General features: G+C 45.7%; 17 protein-coding genes. 10 read left to right on the forward strand and 7 right to left on the reverse strand.

Annotated elements, in window-relative coordinates:
* The first annotated feature begins 15 nt into the window (after nucleotides 1-15).
* The gene (topA, locus tag OEU88_RS12715; protein ID WP_262695560.1) at nucleotides 16-2,568 is read left to right on the forward strand and encodes a type I DNA topoisomerase; all 2,553 of its coding nucleotides are present in this window, start codon (nucleotides 16-18) and stop codon (nucleotides 2,566-2,568) included.
* 35 nt (nucleotides 2,569-2,603) lie between these two features.
* A complete protein-coding gene (rnr, locus tag OEU88_RS12720) occupies nucleotides 2,604-4,856 on the forward strand; it encodes a ribonuclease R (protein WP_262695561.1) in 2,253 nt (750 codons plus the stop codon).
* Nucleotides 4,857-4,871: 15 nt separating this feature from the next.
* Here rnr and OEU88_RS12725 read toward each other — a convergent pair whose 3' ends face one another.
* Nucleotides 4,872-5,627 carry an Hpt domain-containing protein gene (locus tag OEU88_RS12725; RefSeq protein ID WP_262695562.1) on the reverse strand — a complete coding sequence of 252 codons (756 nt, stop codon included), beginning with the start codon at nucleotides 5,625-5,627 and terminating at the stop codon, nucleotides 4,872-4,874.
* 205 nt (nucleotides 5,628-5,832) lie between these two features.
* On the opposite strand from OEU88_RS12725, the gene rpmG reads away from it, so the two are divergent.
* Nucleotides 5,833-6,000 (forward strand): 50S ribosomal protein L33, encoded by a 168-nt coding sequence (rpmG, locus tag OEU88_RS12730; protein WP_262695563.1) that lies wholly within the window; start codon nucleotides 5,833-5,835, stop codon nucleotides 5,998-6,000.
* Nucleotides 6,001-6,086: 86 nt separating this feature from the next.
* Here rpmG and OEU88_RS12735 read toward each other — a convergent pair whose 3' ends face one another.
* The gene (locus OEU88_RS12735) at nucleotides 6,087-7,457 is read right to left on the reverse strand and encodes a PleD family two-component system response regulator (RefSeq protein WP_262695565.1); all 1,371 of its coding nucleotides are present in this window, start codon (nucleotides 7,455-7,457) and stop codon (nucleotides 6,087-6,089) included.
* A gap of 6 nt (nucleotides 7,458-7,463) precedes the next feature.
* Entirely contained in the window at nucleotides 7,464-7,829 is a 366-nt protein-coding gene (locus OEU88_RS12740) for a response regulator (protein WP_262695566.1), read from the reverse strand.
* A gap of 212 nt (nucleotides 7,830-8,041) precedes the next feature.
* Here OEU88_RS12740 and OEU88_RS12745 point away from each other — a divergent pair, with 212 nt between their 5' ends.
* The 7 genes from OEU88_RS12745 (at nucleotide 8,042) to OEU88_RS12775 (ending at nucleotide 13,746) form a co-directional block, all read left to right on the forward strand.
* Nucleotides 8,042-8,317 (forward strand): DUF3572 domain-containing protein, encoded by a 276-nt coding sequence (locus OEU88_RS12745; RefSeq protein ID WP_262695567.1) that lies wholly within the window; start codon nucleotides 8,042-8,044, stop codon nucleotides 8,315-8,317.
* Between the two features lie 9 nt (nucleotides 8,318-8,326).
* Entirely contained in the window at nucleotides 8,327-8,968 is a 642-nt protein-coding gene (locus OEU88_RS12750) for a hypothetical protein (protein ID WP_262695569.1), read from the forward strand.
* A gap of 52 nt (nucleotides 8,969-9,020) precedes the next feature.
* Entirely contained in the window at nucleotides 9,021-10,355 is a 1,335-nt protein-coding gene (locus OEU88_RS12755; RefSeq protein ID WP_262695571.1) for a DNA polymerase IV, read from the forward strand.
* A gap of 131 nt (nucleotides 10,356-10,486) precedes the next feature.
* Nucleotides 10,487-11,188, forward strand: a complete 702-nt coding sequence (locus OEU88_RS12760; RefSeq protein WP_262695572.1) for a GGDEF domain-containing protein — start codon at nucleotides 10,487-10,489, stop codon at nucleotides 11,186-11,188.
* A gap of 111 nt (nucleotides 11,189-11,299) precedes the next feature.
* Nucleotides 11,300-11,761 carry a RidA family protein gene (locus OEU88_RS12765; protein ID WP_262695573.1) on the forward strand — a complete coding sequence of 154 codons (462 nt, stop codon included), beginning with the start codon at nucleotides 11,300-11,302 and terminating at the stop codon, nucleotides 11,759-11,761.
* A gap of 3 nt (nucleotides 11,762-11,764) precedes the next feature.
* Nucleotides 11,765-12,523, forward strand: a complete 759-nt coding sequence (locus OEU88_RS12770; RefSeq protein ID WP_262695574.1) for a glycerophosphodiester phosphodiesterase family protein — start codon at nucleotides 11,765-11,767, stop codon at nucleotides 12,521-12,523.
* A 47-nt stretch (nucleotides 12,524-12,570) separates the two neighbouring features.
* Nucleotides 12,571-13,746 (forward strand): GNAT family N-acetyltransferase, encoded by a 1,176-nt coding sequence (locus tag OEU88_RS12775; protein WP_262695576.1) that lies wholly within the window; start codon nucleotides 12,571-12,573, stop codon nucleotides 13,744-13,746.
* On the opposite strand, the gene OEU88_RS12780 is transcribed toward OEU88_RS12775, so the two are convergent.
* From OEU88_RS12780 to pgmG, 4 genes are all read right to left on the reverse strand, one after another.
* Entirely contained in the window at nucleotides 13,743-14,291 is a 549-nt protein-coding gene (locus OEU88_RS12780; RefSeq protein ID WP_262695577.1) for a GNAT family N-acetyltransferase, read from the reverse strand. The two genes, OEU88_RS12775 and OEU88_RS12780, sit on opposite strands and share 4 nt — an antisense overlap.
* Nucleotides 14,292-14,333: 42 nt before the next feature.
* Nucleotides 14,334-16,715, reverse strand: a complete 2,382-nt coding sequence (gene clpA, locus OEU88_RS12785) for an ATP-dependent Clp protease ATP-binding subunit ClpA (RefSeq protein ID WP_262695578.1) — start codon at nucleotides 16,713-16,715, stop codon at nucleotides 14,334-14,336.
* An 87-nt stretch (nucleotides 16,716-16,802) separates the two neighbouring features.
* The gene (clpS, locus tag OEU88_RS12790) at nucleotides 16,803-17,132 is read right to left on the reverse strand and encodes an ATP-dependent Clp protease adapter ClpS (protein WP_262695579.1); all 330 of its coding nucleotides are present in this window, start codon (nucleotides 17,130-17,132) and stop codon (nucleotides 16,803-16,805) included.
* A 112-nt stretch (nucleotides 17,133-17,244) separates the two neighbouring features.
* Complete coding sequence (gene pgmG / locus OEU88_RS12795) at nucleotides 17,245-18,624, reverse strand: phosphoglucomutase/phosphomannomutase PgmG (protein ID WP_262695581.1); 1,380 nt, start codon at nucleotides 18,622-18,624, stop codon at nucleotides 17,245-17,247.
* Nucleotides 18,625-18,655 lie beyond the last annotated feature (31 nt).

An 18,655-nucleotide genomic window follows, 5' to 3' on the forward strand; every position in this document is an offset into this window, starting at 1 on the left:
GGAGACTATAGGCGTATGAACGTCGTTATCGTAGAATCACCATCCAAAGCGAAAACAATCAACAAATATCTTGGTAAAGATTACAATGTCTTAGCCAGTTTTGGTCACGTTCGTGATTTGCCTGCAAAAGATGGTTCAGTGAAGCCTGATGAAGATTTTGCGATGGATTGGGAAGTTGATCGCGACTCAAACAAGCGTTTAACCGAAATCGCCAAAGCTGTAAAAGGTGCGGATCGTTTGTATCTGGCAACTGACCCTGACCGTGAAGGGGAAGCTATTAGCTGGCACGTACTTGAAGTGCTTGCCAAGAAGAAAGCTCTAAAAGACGTCGACGTCAAACGTGTCGTTTTCAATGAAATAACCAAATCTGCAATCTTGAAAGCAATGGCTGAACCAAGAGCGCTTGATGATGAAATGGTTAATGCCTATTTAGCGCGCCGAGCCCTTGATTATTTAGTTGGGTTTACACTTTCACCTGTGCTGTGGCGCAAGTTGCCCGGCGCACGGTCTGCTGGCCGCGTTCAATCAGTGGCGCTAAGGCTTATATGTAACCGCGAGTCAGAAATTGAAGAATTTACCCCTCAAGAATATTGGTCTGTTGAAGCGGCTCTAAAAGCGCAATCAGGCAAAGCCTTTAATGGTCGGCTTTTCGCGACAGACGGTAAAAAGCTGGCTAAATACGACCTAAACAACGAAGAAACCGCAACTGCGGCTGCAGCCCTTGTTCGCAGTGAACCCTTAACGGTGCAAGCTGTTGAGCGCAAACCGGCACGCAGACACCCACAACCGCCATTTACAACCTCTACATTGCAACAAGAAGCAGCACGTAAATTGGGTTTCCCTGCCAATCGGACAATGCGGGTGGCCCAAAGCCTTTATGAAGGTAAAACGCTGGACGGTGAAACAACTGGTCTTATTACATATATGCGGACAGACGGTGTTACGATTGCTCAGGAAGCACTCAATGCAACACGGGGCATGATCGAGAGCCGTTACGGCGCGCAATTCCTACCGGAAAAACCTCGAGTTTATAAAACTAAAGCCAAGAATGCACAGGAAGCTCACGAAGCTGTACGTCCAACAGACCCAATGCGCCGCCCAACGGACGTTGCGCATGCACTGGATAAAGATGAACTGAAGCTTTATGAATTGATTTGGCGACGCACAATCGCAAGCCAAATGGAAAGTGCGCAAATGGAGCGTACAACTGTAACAATCAATTCAGCCGACAAACGCGCAGAACTGCGAGCAACGGGAACCGTCGTTACATTTGATGGCTTTTTATCCGTTTATCAGGAAGGCAAAGACGACGAAGCTGACGAAGCGGAGACGTTGCTACCTAAGATGAATGAAGGTGAAACTGTTACACTTAACGAAGTATTGCCTAAACAGCACTTTACCGAACCACAACCTCGTTTCACTGAAGCGAGCCTTGTTAAAAGGATGGAAGAACTAGGAATTGGTCGTCCATCGACATATGCCTCTATTCTAACGGTACTACGCGAACGAAACTATGTTCACATGGACCGCAATCGTTTTGTACCGGAAGATAAAGGGCGGCTGGTTACAGCTTTCCTAGAGAAATTCTTTGACCGGTATGTTCAGTATGATTTCACAGCAAATCTGGAAGAAAAACTGGATTTTATATCCGCTGGGAAAGAAAATTGGAAAAAAGTACTGCATGATTTCTGGAGTGAATTTAAGCCCAAGACAGAAGAGATTATTGGCGTACGCAATGCTGTTGTTATTGATGCGTTGGATGAATTTCTTGAGCCAATGCTGTTCGCCGTCGAAAAGGAAGGCGAAAACCCGCGCAAATGCCCAGCCTGTGAAGATGGCCGCTTGGGTCTAAAAACCAGCCGTTACGGCGCTTTTGTCGGCTGTTCTAATTATCCTGAATGTAAACACACAAGGCCGTTTGGACAAAAGTCAGATGAGGCTGGTGAAGATGGCAATGGTGGACCAACTATACTAGGCCCAGACCCGGAAACAGGTGCTGATATTAGTGTTCGTACAGGTCGCTTCGGTGCTTATATTCAAATTGGTGAGGCAGAAAAAGGCGAAAAACCTAAACGAGCGACAATACCTAAAGACGTTGACAAGGGCTCGATTGACCTTGAAATGGCTATCGCTCTTTTGTCATTGCCGCGCGAAGTTGGTACACACCCTGAAACAAGCAAACCAATAACTGCCGCGATTGGGCGTTATGGTCCATATGTATTACATGACGGAGTGTATGGAAAACTAAGTTCCACTGAAGAAGTGTTTAGTGTCGGTTTAAACCGGGCAGTAGCCATTTTAGCTGACACTGCAGCTAAAAAAGGCGGAGCAGCCAAAACGGTATTGAAGGACCTGGGTGAGCACCCTGAAGAAGATGGCCCCATACGTGTTCTGGATGGTCGCTATGGCCCTTATGTGAACCACAAACGTGTCAATGCAACCTTGCCAAAAGATACAGAGCCTGAAAGTGTAACACTTGAACAAGCGCTTGAATGGCTTGCAGCTAAAGCTTCCAAAAAGAAACCTGCTAAGAAAAAACCAGCAAAACGGAAAAAGAAAGCGTCATAGCGCCTTCTTATCTTACAAATCAGGACACACGGTCTGTGGTAAATAAAAACACGCTCGACCATTTTCCGACCAAGGATGATATTCTTGGATTTCTGAAAGATGCCCGTTCAAAAGCTACTAAACGCGAAATTGCACGCGCATTTCAAATTCGCGGGCAGGATAAAGTTCTGCTAAAAAAACTGCTGCGCGAAATGCTGAACGACGGAATTATTGCCCAAGATGCATCTCGCTCTTTAAGGCCAGCAGAACAGCTATCTGCTGTTCAGGTCGTTGAGTATGCCGGTGTTGACACACACGGCGACGTGCTTGTCCGGCCAGTGAAATGGGATGGCAGCGGTCCTGCACCAAAAATATTTCTGAGTTCTGATAAACGCAAAAAAGGGCCAGCGATCGGCGCTGGTGAACGCGCTTTAGCAAAGCTCATTCCGATAAAGAATGATCCGCCGGTTTACCGCGCTCAAATTCTTAAAGTTTTAAAGCCTGCGCCTCGCGGTATTCTTGGTGTCTTCAAAGGCGGTGAAAACGGTGGTCGCATTCACCCTGTAGACAAGAAAAATCGTGATGAATACTGGGTAGATAAAGAGGATGTGCGCGGCGCTGTTGATGGCGAGCTCGTTACAGCTGAGCCAGTTCTTAATCGTAGACGTTCTTCAGGGCCCAAACGGGCACGTGTCAGAGAAGCCCTTGGCGACGTCAGTGCTGCACGTTCAATCAGTATGATCGCAATTCATGCGCATGACATACCCATGGACTTTCCAAATGATGTACTAAAAAGTGCTGATCAGGCAAAACCCGTTGACCTAAGCAACCGGGATGATCTGAGAAGTATACCACTCATCACCATAGACCCTGTTGATGCTCGCGACCATGATGATGCAATATGGGCCGAGCCTGACTCTGACCCAAAGAACAAAGATGGCTGGCATGCAATTGTTGCTATTGCTGATGTCGCTCACTACGTACAATCAGGCAGTGCATTGGACCGCGAAGCAATAAAACGCGGCAATAGCTGCTATTTCCCGGACCGTGTCGTGCCAATGTTGCCAGAGGCATTATCAGCAGGACTGTGTAGCCTACAACCCGGAAAAGACCGCGCCTGCATGGCTGTTCACATGTGGTTTGACGCTTACGGAAACAAGATTAGGCATAAATTTGTACGCGGGCTTATGAATAGTCATGCCAATATTAACTACGCACAGGCTCAGGCAGCACTAGATGGCCTGCCAGACGAAATGACAGAGCCATTACTTAAACCTGTGCTTGCCCCCCTACTTGGTACATTCAAAGCATTGATGGCAGCGCGTGATAAGCGGGAACCATTGGAACTTGATCTACCTGAAAGAAAAATAGAACTCAGCAAAGAAGGTTTTGTTAAAGGCATTGTGCTACGCGAACGCCTGGATACACACCGCATCGTTGAAGAGTTTATGATTGCGGCTAATGTTGCTGCTGCAGAAGAGCTGGAACGAAAACGAGTGCCTGCTATGTACCGGGTACATGAGGAACCGCCGCTCGACAAGCTCGAAAACCTGCGTGAATTTTTATCTACTCTTGATATGAAGTTAACCAAGGGCGCAGTAATGATGCCTCGCCTCTTCAACGGCATTCTCTCCAAAGTGCGGGAAACAGCTCACGAACAAATGGTTAACCAAGTTGTATTGCGTTCGCAAACGCAAGCATACTATTCACCAGACAATCAGGGGCATTTTGGCCTTGCTTTGCCCAAGTACGCTCACTTTACATCACCAATTCGACGCTATGCAGATTTGTTGGTGCATCGTGGTCTCATAAAGGCGCTTGGGCTCGGCGATGATGGACTAACAGCACCTGAAATTGAAGAGCTTAATGCTATTGGTGAGCAGATATCCAACACAGAAAGACGAGCAATGGCTGCCGAACGCGAATCAACAGATCGCTATATGGCCGCGTATCTTGCTGATCATGTTGGCGATCAATTCATTGGTCGCATCACTGGCGTAACACGGTTTGGGCTATTTGTTGAACTTGAACCATCCGGCGGTGACGGCCTGATCCCCATTTCAGAAATAGGCAATGATTATTACACGCACGACGAAGATCACCACCGCTTGGTCGGCGAACGCTTCGGCGAAGAATTCAAGCTAGGTGACAAACTGGACGTTCGCTTGACCGAGGCGAACAAGTTTACTGGTGGCTTGAGACTTGAATTGATCGACGACGGAACAAGACCTGGCCACGGACAGCAAAAAAAGTATCATCAGCGGAAACGGGCTGAACAAAGAAACCGAGGCAATCGCAAGCGACGATAAATACAGATTGCTCCTCTATAAAATTCCAAGCTCCATAAATACATCCGCAACATCATCAGCAAAATTTGCACCTTTGCGAAGCACTGGCACTGTTTTGGGCAAATCTTTGATATCGCCATTCTCGGTCGCCAACAAAGCAACGGGGATACTTTTCGTTGCAGGCATCGCACTTAAAGCACAAGCAAGGTCTATACCGGATAGTTCAGGCATCACACGGGAAATAATTACAGCATCAGGCTGCATGGACGGTATGAGTTGAAACGCATCCATCGTGCTTGCAACATTTACCATCCGATAGCCGCATTCCAGCAACTCTCTCGTCACAATCTTGGTGGCTGTTCCTGGTGCCATCACCAACATAACTTCAATATTGGCAACTGTAATATCTGCAACTTCAAAGCCTGCCTTATTTGGCAGTTTCCGCATCAGTTTAGATACATCAATATCTTTACCGTACACAAATGCCTCAAGGCACTCAGCCATTCGGTCTGCAAAAAACTGAATATCACGGCAGATGCTTTCGCTGAGGTCTGTCACATTGAAGAAATAATCTTCAAAACGGTGACACATAACCTTCAATGCTTTCATTTCAAATGACGCGGCTACACTCTTTAAGGAATGTGCCTCTAAACGCAACGTCGATAAAGCATCAGCAGCGTTTACTGTACCTTGCGTATAACATTGCGTCACTTCCTGGATATTTCTGAGGCGGTCTTCCGCAGTGTCAATTGCTTCGGTACGTAACTCATCTAACAAATCCGATTGCATCATTATGTTTTAGCTTTCTACTTACTGCACGAGATAAAGCTTAGTGATGCCATACAAATAGTTACCTGAGAGTTAGCAAAACCGATTTCTCAATAATTTTTTTAAGATTCAACAAACATGCTTGACTTACGCGCAGTCATGGGTATTTTGCGCGCTCAATGTGACTGCGCGACGCGGTCTGAATAATTATTCTCTTGGAGTAAGTAAGATGGCAAAGCCGTCCAGCATCAAGATCAAGCTCGTGAGCACAGCGGATACTGGTTATTACTATGTAACTAAAAAGAATCCACGTACTCTGACTGAGAAAATGGTCAAGCGTAAGTATGACCCTGTTGTTCGCAAGCACGTAGATTTCAAGGAAGCCAAGATTAAATAATCTTGCATTCTTGATCTGATCAAAAAAACGCCGCCTCCAAACTGGATGCGGCGTTTTTTATGTTTAATAACAACAAAGTACCTTGATTAAGAAGCAATAACTACTTTATTGCGACCGCCAGCTTTTGCTTCATAAAGTGCTTTATCTGCTTCATTGATGAGCTGCCCCGGTGTTTGACCATCTTTGCTTGTCGCCACTCCAATAGAGACAGTTACCGTTATAGGCCCCTCAGCCAGACCAACGTCAAACGGGTTGTCACTCATTTCCTGACGTAAACGATCCCCAATCATTGTAGCCCAATCTGTTGGCGTTTCAGGCATCATGACCACAAATTCCTCACCGCCATACCGAGCAGCTAAATCAACACCGCGGATATTACGACCGATTCGACTAGCAAACTCTTTTAAAACAAGGTCACCAGCAGCGTGACCATATGTATCGTTCACATGCTTAAAGTGATCAATATCCATCATTAGAACCGACAAAGCTTTACCTTGGCTCTGAGCAGTTTGCATACGTGTGTCCAAATGACTGGTCAAATAGTGCCGGTTATAAAGCCCCGTTACAGCATCAGTTGTGGCAAGCTGCATTGATAAATGGAAGTTTTCCCATAATTTATCCGCATACCGCTTGCGCTTTAGCTGTGTCTTAACCCGCGCCAAAAATTCAAGCTTATCCACGGGGCGAACCACATAGTCATTAACACCCATCTCCAACGCACGGACCAATAGTTTGGTATTACCGTCATCTACCATAACCAAAATCGGTACATGGCGCGTTTCTTCGAAAGATCGAAGCTTGGAACACACACGAAGACCATCAGTGTCGCGCATAGTGAGAGAAACAATAATCAGGTCAAAGTTCTTCTCTCTCGCTTTTTCCGCAGCATCATCACCGCCAGGGATAAACTCCAGCTGTCCGACACCCTCAAGAGCTTTGGCTATACGTTCAAAAACACGTTCTTGCTCATCAACAATAAGAATCGAACCATCAATAGGAGCAGTTACATCAAATGCCACCCCCTCTTCTTCATCCCAACCCAGTGACGCGCCGGTTGTTTTGCGGTTACGCAACTCATCCATCATCACTTTCAGACGCACAAGGGAGCGGACACGTGCGAACATCGCTAAGTCTTGAACCGGTTTCGTCAGAAAATCGTCTGCACCCGCTTCTAGTCCAGCAACACGATCTGATGGTTGATCAAGTGCTGTCACCATAACAACAGGGATATGCGCTGTAGTAGGGTCAGCCTTAATACGCTTGCATACCTCAAAACCGTCCATGCCCGGCATCATGACATCAAGTAGAATAATATCTGGGTGCTCGCGGCTAATAATATCTAACGCCTCCGGACCGCTGTAAGCTGTCAGGACATCAAAATATTCACTTGTAAGCTTGGCTTCTAGTAACTTAACGTTCGGTGGAACATCATCTACAACAAGCACGCGTGCTGTCATCGTGCATTATCCTGCAAATTGTTTCACGGTTTCCAGAAAGTGCCCGACAGAAATTGGTTTAGCGATATAGGCCTCACAACCGCCTTCGCGGATTTTTTCCTCATCGCCTTTCATTGCAAACGCTGTTACGGCAATAACCGGTATCTTTTGCAAGTCTTCATCTTCTTTCAACCACTTGGTAACTTCAAGGCCTGAAACTTCAGGTAATTGAATATCCATGAGAATTAAATCGGGCTGATGGCTACGTGCAAGATCAAGAGCGGCCATGCCATCTCTTGTTTGAATTGTCTCATAATCATGAGCTTCAAGCAGGTCGCAAAATAATTTCATATTCAATTCATTGTCTTCGACAATTAGAATTTTCTTAGCCATGGAACTCACCCACTCCCAAATTCAAGAACACTAAACGTACCCCCATGCAAATAATAGTCTCGCTTTGCTTACAAACACAAGCCTACACAGTGCACTAAAGCAGAAAATACCTAACAAACTATTGCATTTACCCATAGCATACTCACAATTATATCTGTTTGTATTCATTTAAGAAATTAGCCAAGCTTATATTTCCATTAGGAACCATCATTATGTCCGATGAAACAGCAGAAATTCTTGCCCTGAAAGCTGTTGCATTCATTGTTCAGAATGATGAACTAAGAGATCGCTTCATGACTCTTTCAGGCATAGATGAAAGCATGATCAAAAACGCCGTGCAGGACAGAGTGTTTTTAATAAGCGTTCTGGAGTTTTTTGTTAACTTTGAACCTGATCTTATTGCTTTTGCCGAGAATGAAGACATAGCACCAGAATCTGTCACTGGCGCATGGCGTGCTCTTGGTGGCGGCGTTGGGCAAGACTGGTAAATTATTGCAATGACCGAAGACACTGAAGTTACCCTCCCTGATTTTTCACCACATCGTCCTATTTTGTTGGTTGATGCTGACGAAGTATTATTAAAATTTATTCAGCACCTTGAACTTCATCTTGAGTCTGAAGGCTATGTATTGAACCTAGAGACCTTTCAGCTAGCCGGAAACATTCGGGAGATAGAAAACCAGGCAGCGGCTGATCAGGAAACAGTAAAATATCTTATTGCATCTTTTTTTGACAAACACGTAGATACGGTGCCGGCAATTGACCACGCCGCAGAGGCATTACAGCAATTATCTACTGTTTTTCAAATTGCAGTCTTGACTAATATACCTCACAAGCACCGCGTAAGACGCCAAAACAATTTACATTCTCATGGCTTCAATTATCCTGTTATCGCCAACAGTGGCGGTAAAGGCCCAACCATAAAAAAAATACAGCAAGAAACGTCACAAACCATTGTTTTTGTTGATGACCTTCCGCCACAACTAAGCTCGGTCGCGACACATGCACCAGATACGTATCTTGTTCATTTTGTGGGCGATCCACGGCTCGCTAAACTCATTAACAAAGCACCAGATGCCCATGTTCGAATTGATGATTGGCGCGAGCTAAAAGCGCATTTGATTGACTATATCAAATAATGCGCGATCACAGTATTATGGATAATAAATCTTCGTCTGTAAGAGCGGCAATATGGTTGATAACGCCAACATACCCAAAACAACGCTGTGTCGTACCTGCGCTTCAGTTTTTGAACTGAGCGCAGAAGCAAAGCTGCGTGGCTGTCACAACTGCGGGCGCTCACGATTAGTCAGTCATTCTGAGCTTCTGGATTTGTCGATAGCCCACGTAGACTGCGATTCTTTTTACGCTTCTGTTGAAAAAAAGGAAGACCCAACACTTTCCAACAAACCGCTTATCATCGGCGGGGAACACAGAGGCGTTGTATCCACTGCATGTTATATTGCACGCATGAGCGGCGTACGATCAGCCATGCCGATGTATAAAGCTAAAAAGCTATGTCCAGATGCTGTTATTCTGCGCCCAAATATGCGCCTATATCAAAGTGTAAGCAGAGATATCCGGGCAAAGTTTGAAGCTTTAACCCCTCTTGTAGAACCTCTTTCCATTGATGAAGCCTTCCTTGACCTAAGCGGAACCCAGCGCTTACATGGTCACTCACCTGCAGCAATGCTCGCGATGCTCGCAAACGATATTGAAAAGGACATCGGCGTAACAATTTCCGTTGGCTTGGCGCCTAATAAGTTTCTTGCAAAACTAGCTTCTGATTGGGAAAAGCCTCGCGGCTTTAAAGTCATTGGTGAACATGACATGCATGAAACCCTCGGCGCACTGCCTATAACTCGCATATATGGTATCGGGAAAAAAGCAGCCGAAAAATTACGCAAAGACGGACTAACGGAAATCCACCAACTACAAAGCATGGACGAAGCCACACTGATGCGACGTTACGGTGAAATCGGGCAACGTTTATTTCGTTTATCACGCGGGATTGATGTTAGGTCAGTAACATCATCAGGAAAGGCTAAGAGTATCTCAAGCGAGCGTACACTGGAGCGCGATTTAGCAAATTATCCAGAATTGGAGGATAAATTATGGTCACTCGCAGAGAATGTATCAGCTGATTTGAAACGTAAAAACATGGCTGGCATAACACTGACATTGAAGCTGAAGACCAGCATGCACCGTATTATTACACGTTCCCGCACTCTAGAATCACCGACACAATTGGCCGAGACAATCTTTGAGGTCGGGCAGGATTTGTTGCGGCCAATGATCGATGGAACACCGTATCGACTAATAGGCATGGGGGTTAGCCAATTTCGCCCTTTAACCGAAGCCGATCAACCGGACCTTATTGAACCAAAACGGACTAAACGCGCAAATGCGGAAAAAGCCATGGACAAGCTTAAAGGTCGGTACGGCCTCCACTCGGTTCACAAAGGGCGCACATTAAAACCTCAGGGAAAAACTGCTGAAACCAAAAAGGCGGCAAAAAAAGCCTAGCATAATTGCCTACCGGCAAATTTTTCCGACAAAGCAGCTTCAGAAATCAAGCGCTTTACACAGCAAATCACATCTGAAAGTGGCATACGACTTGCTACTTCACTCTGAATAACAGTGGACGGAGCCCCCAAATGATTGAACAGACTCAAGGTATTAAGAGTACCAAAGCTGACATCAACCCATACGTTAGTACACTAGCCGGCAAACTGATGCGAACAGCAGCTGATGCAGAAATGAAGTTCGATAGTAATGGTTGGCAACTCATCACTGAAGTCTTGAGTTACGCAGCCGCCGCAGAGCAACGCATGTGTGAGCAGCAGGAACGTATTTCCTACCTTGAGCAATTATCAGTTACAGATGAATTGACCGGCATTCCAAACCGCCGCGGTTTAAGATTGTCACTTGGTCAAACACTAGCTGCCGCAGCCAGGCACCGCGAAACAGGCGTTCTCGGGTTTATTGACCTTGATCGCTTCAAAGAAATTAACGACCTTAATGGGCACATGGCTGGAGATGCTGTTCTTCGCTTTGTCGCTAAAAGGTTGAAAGCAGATGTGCGTCCAACTGACATTGTTGCGCGCATTGCCGGTGATGAATTTGCGGTTGTGTTAACACGTTGTTCTGCTGAGCTAGGGCAAAAGCGTATTCTGAAACTACAGAACGATATTAATGGTAGTATCGTGAACTACGCAGGCAAACACATAGAAGTGAACTGTTCTGTAGGCACAACTGAATTTGACGGTAAGAGCGACCCTGCTCTTTTGATCGAAAACGCTGATAAATCAATGTATGAAGATAAACAAAATCGACAGCATGAGTTACGCTCTGCCTAATACATATTGTGATACCAAAGACACACCAAATGAAAAGGGGCTTATAGCCTCTTTTTTATTACATGCTGCTTTGGTATATCCTTTCTAGGGGTATTGTGTTTAGGGAATATTATGTCAGTTGAAAAACGCCTTGCTGAGCTTGGTATCAAGTTACCGGAACCTGTTGCGCCAGTTGCCAACTATGTTCCTTTCGTCATCTTTGGTAATATGGTGAGTATATCCGGGCAAGTGCCCTTTGTAGACGGAAAGCCAGCTTACACTGGTACTGTTGGGGACGATGTCAGTATGGACGATGCATGCGCTGCTGCACGCTTATGCGGCATCAACCTGATAGCGCAAATGAATGCCGCATGTGGCGGTGACCTCAACAAAGTTAAGCGCATCGTTAAATTAGGTGGTTTTGTAAGCTCCAAAAACGGATTTGGGCAACAGCCTATTGTTATTAATGCCGCAAGTGATCTGATGGTTGAAGTATTTGGCGACAAAGGTCGCCATAGCAGATCCGCTGTCGGCGTCAGCAGTTTACCGCTCAATGTGCCCGTTGAGATTGATGCCTTCATTGAGTTGGAATAACTGATGGGGCAAATAGATAAGGCAATTGGTGACCGTACCTTTGGATGGTTAACCAAAAAAAACATTGCACACAGAGGGCTACATCAAGCAGGCACTGCCAGAGAAGAAAACACTCTCGCCGCAGTAAGTGCTGCGATTGAAGCCGGTTTTGCCGTAGAAGTTGATGTCCGTGCTACCGTGGACGGCATTATCGTCGCCTTCCACGATGAAACACTTGACCGCATGACTGATGGTAATGGCGAAGTTGACAAACTTGGCTTTGCTCAAATGCAAAAGTTTCTCATTGGTAATTCTGGCAAACCAATGCCAAGTCTACCTGATGTAATGGAAATTGTTGATACAAAAGCACCCATTTTTGTAGAAATCAAAACATCAAAAAAGACAGATATCCAAGTGTTGTGTGCTGGCGTGCGTCATTGCTTTGAAGGATATAGAGGTGAAATCGCTGTAATGAGCTTTGATCCCCGCGTTATTTCATGGTTCAAGGCTTATATGCCTAACTATCCGCGTGGCCTGGTAGTAGGAAGGGAATCACTTTTAAGCTGGCGCAATCGTACCGCATTAACATTATGGCTAGGTCGGCTAAAACCAGATTTTCTTGCTTGTGATATAAACCTTCTACCGAATGGTCTCTGTTCTCGCTGGCGTAAACGCGGCAAACCATTGCTGACATGGACGGTCAAAGACAAACAATTGGAAAAAATTGCTAGAGATCATGCTGATGCATTGATATTTGAAGCACCAGCTGTCGTGGGAGAATAGGCTGTATTAATGCTTTATCTTCAGACGTATAAAATACAGGAAAATACGTGATAGCACTTGAGAACTTGCATATTTCTTTTGTGCAATCACTCGAAGAAATAACCGCTTCAGAATGGGATATGTGCAACACAACGCATAACCCGTTTACCTCATATGCTTTTTTACATGCACTTGAGCAATCTAACAGTGTTGGAGACAGTACAGGTTGGTCCCCGTACCACATGATCATACGCAGCAGCGAAACCGTTGACGCAACAATCGCAGCATGCATGCCTATGTATTTGAAAGGGCATTCTTACGGCGAATATGTCTTCGACCATGGCTGGGCGGATGCATATGAAAGAGCTGGTGGTCAATATTATCCTAAATTGCAATCCTGTGCCCCTTTCACACCGGCAACAGGACAACGGCTACTGATCAATAATAATTGCGCACCAGAACACCATGAGGCACTTAAGTCCGCCCTTTTAGGTGGGCTACAACAAATAACGCAGAAGCTTGGCCTATCATCGGCGCACTTAACATTTGTTCCTGAAGATGAAGCAATAACTGCAGAACAAAACGGTTTCCTCATAAGACACGACCAACAATTCCATTGGTACAATCGAGATTATGAATCATTTGAATCATTCCTTGCTCAGCTTTCCTCGCGCAAGCGAAAACAAATAAAAAAAGAACGCCGTACCGTACATGAAACGGACATCCAGATTGAAACCATTACAGGCCAGGAAATCAATGAAGCTCACTGGGATGCATTCTACGAATTCTACATTGATACTGGCGCGCGCAAATGGGGTCAGCCATATCTTACGCGCTCTTTTTTCAGCGCAATTGGCAAAGCAATGCCTGATAAAATTGTTCTTTTCCTATGCAAACGCGCTGACCGCTACATTGCAGGCGCGCTAAACTTCCTCGGACCAGATACAATTTATGGACGCCAATGGGGCTGCATAGAAGATCATCCGTACCTACACTTCGAAACATGCTATTACCGCGCCATTGAATACGCTATTAAACATAAATTAAGGCATGTAGAAGCAGGCGCACAAGGAGCGCACAAACTTGCACGCGGATATGAACCAGTGCGTACATTCAGCGCTCATTACATTCAAAATGACAGTTTTCAGACTGCGGTAGCTCATTTCCTCGAACAAGAACGCGAAGGTATTGCTGGTGAAATCAATTATTTGAGCACCAAAACACCATTCAAAAAAGACACCTAAGCCAAAAACAGTGAGTCTGGTTTAATGCGATATAAAACATGTCGCTTCAGTGAACTATCATCCGGCACCTCTGGGTGATCAAAGTCATGTTGTGGCTCATGAACCATGCCAATTTTTTCCATGACACGGCGTGATGAAAGATTGTTTTCTGTTGTAAACGAAACAACATGCTTTGCTTTTAGCGCTGAGAAAGCATAAGCAAGACATGCACGAGCTCCTTCAGGCGCTAGCCCTCTTCCCCAGTATTCTTTAGCTAAACGCCAACCAATTTCCAGAGAACCAGCGTAAGGAATATCTTCGTGTACGTATTCCATGCCAATAAAGCCAACAAATTCATGGCTTTCAATTAACTCTGCGGCCCAGAAACATACCCCATGCTTCTCTTGATGCGCTATACGTTTATCAACGCTTGCGTTACTGACACTTGCTGGCTGTAGAGCCGGAAAATAGCGCATAACGTCTGGGTCAGTGTTGATTTCTGTAAATGCCTGACGATCTTCATCTCGCCAAGTACGCAGTATCAATCTATCAGTAATTATCTGCATTATTTACACTCCAACCATCCAAATAATGTTACTGGAGTATCGTCATTTTTTAGTTGTTGGTACAGACGCCTTCACTGTTTTCTTTTTAACAGATGCTTTTGTCTTAAGCTTACCAACCGCTTCAGATTTTGTTGCCGCTTTAGGTGCATGCGGCGTTATCTCGAAAGCAAGTTTATCATCTTTCAATTTAACAATAACTTCACCACCTTTGGCCAATTTTCCGAACAAAAGCTCGTCTGCAAGCGGTGTTTTAATATTTTCCTGAATAACGCGAGACAATGGTCGTGCACCAAAGGCACGGTCATACCCTTTTTCAGCGAGCCATGCTTTTGCTGCCTCATCAAGTGAGATTTCGACACCGCGATCAACCAATTGTAACTCAAGCTGCAAAACAAACTTTTCCACAACCATCGCCACCACTTCTGGCGGCAAGAAACCAAAGTTCACTACTGAATCTAAACGGTTTCTGAACTCTGGGCTGAACATCTGCTTGATAGCGTCATCGCTAGCATGCTCGTTCGTGCTGCGCCCAAAGCCAATCGCGGATTTAGACAAGTCCTTTGCCCCAGCGTTTGTTGTCATAATTAAAATGACATTCCGGAAATCAATTTTCTTACCGTTATGGTCCGTCAGTGTACCGTTATCCATAACTTGCAACAAAACATTGAATAGATCAGGGTGTGCTTTCTCAATTTCATCCAGCAATAAAACGCAGTGTGGGTGCTGATCCACGGCATCAGTCAGCAAGCCACCTTGGTCAAAGCCAACATAACCTGGTGGTGCACCGATAAGGCGAGAAATCGCGTGGCGCTCCATATACTCAGACATATCAAACCTGTGCAACTCCACGCCGAGCAACCCTGAAAGCTGACGTGCTACCTCAGTTTTGCCGACACCCGTAGGGCCAGCAAAAAGATATGAACCGATGGGTTTGTTAGGTTCACGCAAGCCTGCACGTGACAATTTGATAGATGCAGACAGCGCTTCAATTGCTTTATCTTGCCCAAACACGACACGCTTAAGGTCATCCTCCAGCGTGAACATTACACGGCTTTCATCGCGTGTTACTGTTTTAGGCGGTATACGTGCAATTTTTGCTACAACAGCTTCAACATCTTTAACACTAATCGTTTTTTTACGCTTGGACGCAGGTAGCAGCATCTGAGCCGCACCCGTTTCATCAATCACATCAATCGCTTTATCAGGCAATTTTCGATCGGTGATGTAACGGTCTGAAAGCTCAACTGCCGTCTTAATTGCATCGTGAGTGTAGCGCACATTATGATGTTCCTCATAATATGGCTTAAGCCCTTTCAGAATTTTAACGGTGTCAGGTACGGTTGGCTCATTGACATCAATTTTCTGGAAGCGTCGCAGTAAAGCACGGTCTTTTTCAAAATGGCTTCGAAACTCTTTATAGGTTGTCGACCCCATGCACCGCAGGGAGCCATTAGCAAGCGCTGGCTTTAACAGGTTAGATGCATCCATCGCACCGCCTGATGTGGCACCTGCCCCAATTACCGTATGTATTTCATCAATGAAAAGAATGGCTTGATCAATTCTCTCAATTTCTTTGATGACGCCTTTCAAGCGTTCTTCAAAGTCACCGCGGTAGCGTGTTCCGGCAAGCAAAGCTCCCATATCCAGTGAATAAATAACGGCTGGCGCTAACACATCCGGCACATCATTCTCAACAATTCGTCGAGCAAGGCCTTCTGCAATAGCAGTTTTACCAACACCCGGGTCTCCAACCAACAATGGATTATTCTTGGAGCGTCTGCATAAAATCTGAACCGTACGCTCTAGCTCATCGGCACGGCCAATTAGCGGGTCAATACTACCTGATTGTGCTTTCTCATTCAGATTGACACAATAAGCGTCAAGCGCTTTGTTTTTCTTGGACGATGGTTCGTCTTCCGAACCCTCCAGGTCGTCAGCGGCTTCATCAGCACCTTCAACTCGTTTGGCCTCACCAAGTTCAGGCACTTTTGCAATACCATGAGAAATGTAGCTAACCGCATCCAGCCGTGTCATATCCTGACTTTGCAAGAAGTAAACGGCATGGCTTTCCCGCTCCGAGAACAAGGCAACCAAAAGGTTTGCTCCTGTCATTTCCTCACGACCTGATGATTGGACATGCAACAAGGCACGCTGCACAACACGCTGAAAGCCCGCTGTAGGCGTGGCTTCAATACCTTCACCGTCAACAGCAAGGCTTTCCATCTCGTTGTCGAGATACTCGGTTATCTGTTCACGCAGTTCATCAAGATCAACATCACAAGCATGCATTACGGCTAGTGCTTCAGGGTCATCAAGAAGGGATAGCAATAAGTGCTCAAGCGTTGCGTACTCATGCGAACGCGTGTTTGCTTCTTTTAGAGCGCGGTGCAGTGTTTCTTCAAGATGCGGTGAAAAGCTAGGCAAAACGGCTTCCTTATTTCGTAGTGGTCATATTTGAAGTCTTGCATGTGCAAGTTATAGAACCAAGTCGCAATTCCATTGATACCTGATCTATTCTTTTTCCAACGTACATTGCAGCGGATGTTCATGCTGCTTTGCAAAAGACATCACTTGATTAACTTTGGTCTCTGCAACTTCAAATGTGAAAACGCCGCACACACCTACGCCCTTTTGGTGCACATGCAACATAACATCTGTTGCCTGCTCCACGGTCATGCGGAAAAAGCGCTGCAGGATGTGAATGACAAACTCCATCGGTGTGAAGTCATCATTCAACAACAATACTTTATACATTGATGGTTTCTTGGTTTTGGTTTCAGGGCGCGTTAGCAGCCCCGTTCCCGTTCCCTTGTCATCATCATTCTTGTCTTTGTCAGACATTAAACCTCCAAAACACATTCACTTGTAATGTAATACGTATTTCAGCGACTAAAAGGGCAAAAATGCCATCTTCGTATAATCTTACCAAAACGTGAGCATAATGTTAATATGCTTACAGGTCTGCAGGTGCTTCAATACCGGAGCCAGCAAGCGCTTCTGTGAGTGCAGTTTTCAAACGCGAAAGTCCTTCCTCGGTTGCAGCTTCACAGCGTGCAACCAGGACGGCTTGCGTATTGGAGGCACGCAACAACCACCAGCCATCCTCAGTTTGGACACGCACACCGTCTACTGTCGACATGTTGGCACCGGCAGCTTCTAACCGCGCCTTTACCTCATCAACAACGTCAAACTTGCGCATTTCATCGCAATCAAACCTGAGTTCAGGCGTATTAATAGCATGCGGCAAACCATCTTTAAGCGCAGCCAAATCGCCGCCCTGTGTCGATACCGCGTTCAAAAAACGAATACCCGCGTATATGGCATCATCAAATCCGTAAAAATTATGCTTGTAGAAGATATGCCCTGACATTTCTCCCGCTAATGGAGACTCTAACTCAACCATTTTGGCCTTAATAAGGGAATGCCCCGTCTTCCACATAACCGGCTTACCACCAAGTTCTGCAATACGGTCAAATAGTACTTGGCTTGCCTTAACATCCGCAATAATCGGCGCGCCAGGCAATACCTTCAACAAATCGCCTGCCATTATAGCGAGCATCTGATCACCCCACACAACACGACCATGCGTATCGATAGCGCCAATACGATCACCGTCGCCGTCGAAGGAAAAACCAACATCAGCATTATGCTTAGCAACGGCTACTTTCAACTGCTCAAGGTTCGCCTCCACTGTAGGGTCTGCATGATGATTGGGGAAAGTACCATCAATCTCGGCGTTAATAACGATATGTTCACCGGGCAATCGTTTAATAAGCGCCTCAACAGCTGGGCCTGCTGCACCGTTTGCTGGATCCCAAACAACTTTGTATGCGTTACAATCAATGTCACGTGCCAAACGGTCAATATAGCGATCAAAAATATCAATCTGTGTAAGCGTACCTTCGCCAACTTCAAAATCACCCTCAGCAGCTAAACTGCCAAGCATTTGGATTTTTTCTCCAAAACATGGCTTTTTACCAATCATCATCTTGAAGCCATTGTAGTTTGGTGGGTTATGAGAACCAGTGATCATCACACCGCCATCAGCATCCAGTTCAAAGACCGAATAATAAAGCATCGGCGTTGGGCCTAGACCAATAGCGTCAACATCGACACCAGTGCTAAGAACACCTTCGATCAATGCATCTGACAGGTCCGGTGAAGATAACCGACCATCGTAGCCAACCGTAATACGCGATCCACCTTCACGCTTAACAGCCGTGCCAAACGCGCGCCCTAGAGCGCGAGCATCTGCGGCAGAAATTGTTTCATCAACGATCCCACGTACATCATATTCGCGTAAAACTGTGGGGTGAAAAGCGTGTGCAGACATAACTACCTCTAACGTGCGTGAATTTGGTGGC

Source organism: Kordiimonas aquimaris, assembly GCF_025574485.1.
GTDB classification, from domain to species: Bacteria; Pseudomonadota; Alphaproteobacteria; order Sphingomonadales; family Kordiimonadaceae; genus Kordiimonas; species Kordiimonas aquimaris.

Excerpts from the sequence above, each read along its gene's own strand:
- OEU88_RS12740 (WP_262695566.1), bottom strand. The coding sequence starts at position 7,829 with ATGGCTAAGAAAATTCTAATTGTCGAAGACAATGAATTGAATATGAAA.
- OEU88_RS12750 (WP_262695569.1), top strand. The coding sequence starts at position 8,327 with ATGACCGAAGACACTGAAGTTACCCTCCCTGATTTTTCACCACATCGT.
- OEU88_RS12745 (WP_262695567.1), top strand. The coding sequence starts at position 8,042 with ATGTCCGATGAAACAGCAGAAATTCTTGCCCTGAAAGCTGTTGCATTC.
- pgmG (WP_262695581.1), bottom strand. The coding sequence starts at position 18,624 with ATGTCTGCACACGCTTTTCACCCCACAGTTTTACGCGAATATGATGTA.
- topA (WP_262695560.1), top strand. The coding sequence starts at position 16 with ATGAACGTCGTTATCGTAGAATCACCATCCAAAGCGAAAACAATCAAC.
- OEU88_RS12725 (WP_262695562.1), bottom strand. The coding sequence starts at position 5,627 with ATGATGCAATCGGATTTGTTAGATGAGTTACGTACCGAAGCAATTGAC.
- OEU88_RS12765 (WP_262695573.1), top strand. The coding sequence starts at position 11,300 with ATGTCAGTTGAAAAACGCCTTGCTGAGCTTGGTATCAAGTTACCGGAA.
- OEU88_RS12735 (WP_262695565.1), bottom strand. The coding sequence starts at position 7,457 with ATGACAGCACGCGTGCTTGTTGTAGATGATGTTCCACCGAACGTTAAG.
- OEU88_RS12760 (WP_262695572.1), top strand. The coding sequence starts at position 10,487 with ATGATTGAACAGACTCAAGGTATTAAGAGTACCAAAGCTGACATCAAC.
- OEU88_RS12780 (WP_262695577.1), bottom strand. The coding sequence starts at position 14,291 with ATGCAGATAATTACTGATAGATTGATACTGCGTACTTGGCGAGATGAA.
- clpS (WP_262695579.1), bottom strand. The coding sequence starts at position 17,132 with ATGTCTGACAAAGACAAGAATGATGATGACAAGGGAACGGGAACGGGG.
- OEU88_RS12755 (WP_262695571.1), top strand. The coding sequence starts at position 9,021 with ATGGTTGATAACGCCAACATACCCAAAACAACGCTGTGTCGTACCTGC.
- OEU88_RS12770 (WP_262695574.1), top strand. The coding sequence starts at position 11,765 with ATGGGGCAAATAGATAAGGCAATTGGTGACCGTACCTTTGGATGGTTA.
- rpmG (WP_262695563.1), top strand. The coding sequence starts at position 5,833 with ATGGCAAAGCCGTCCAGCATCAAGATCAAGCTCGTGAGCACAGCGGAT.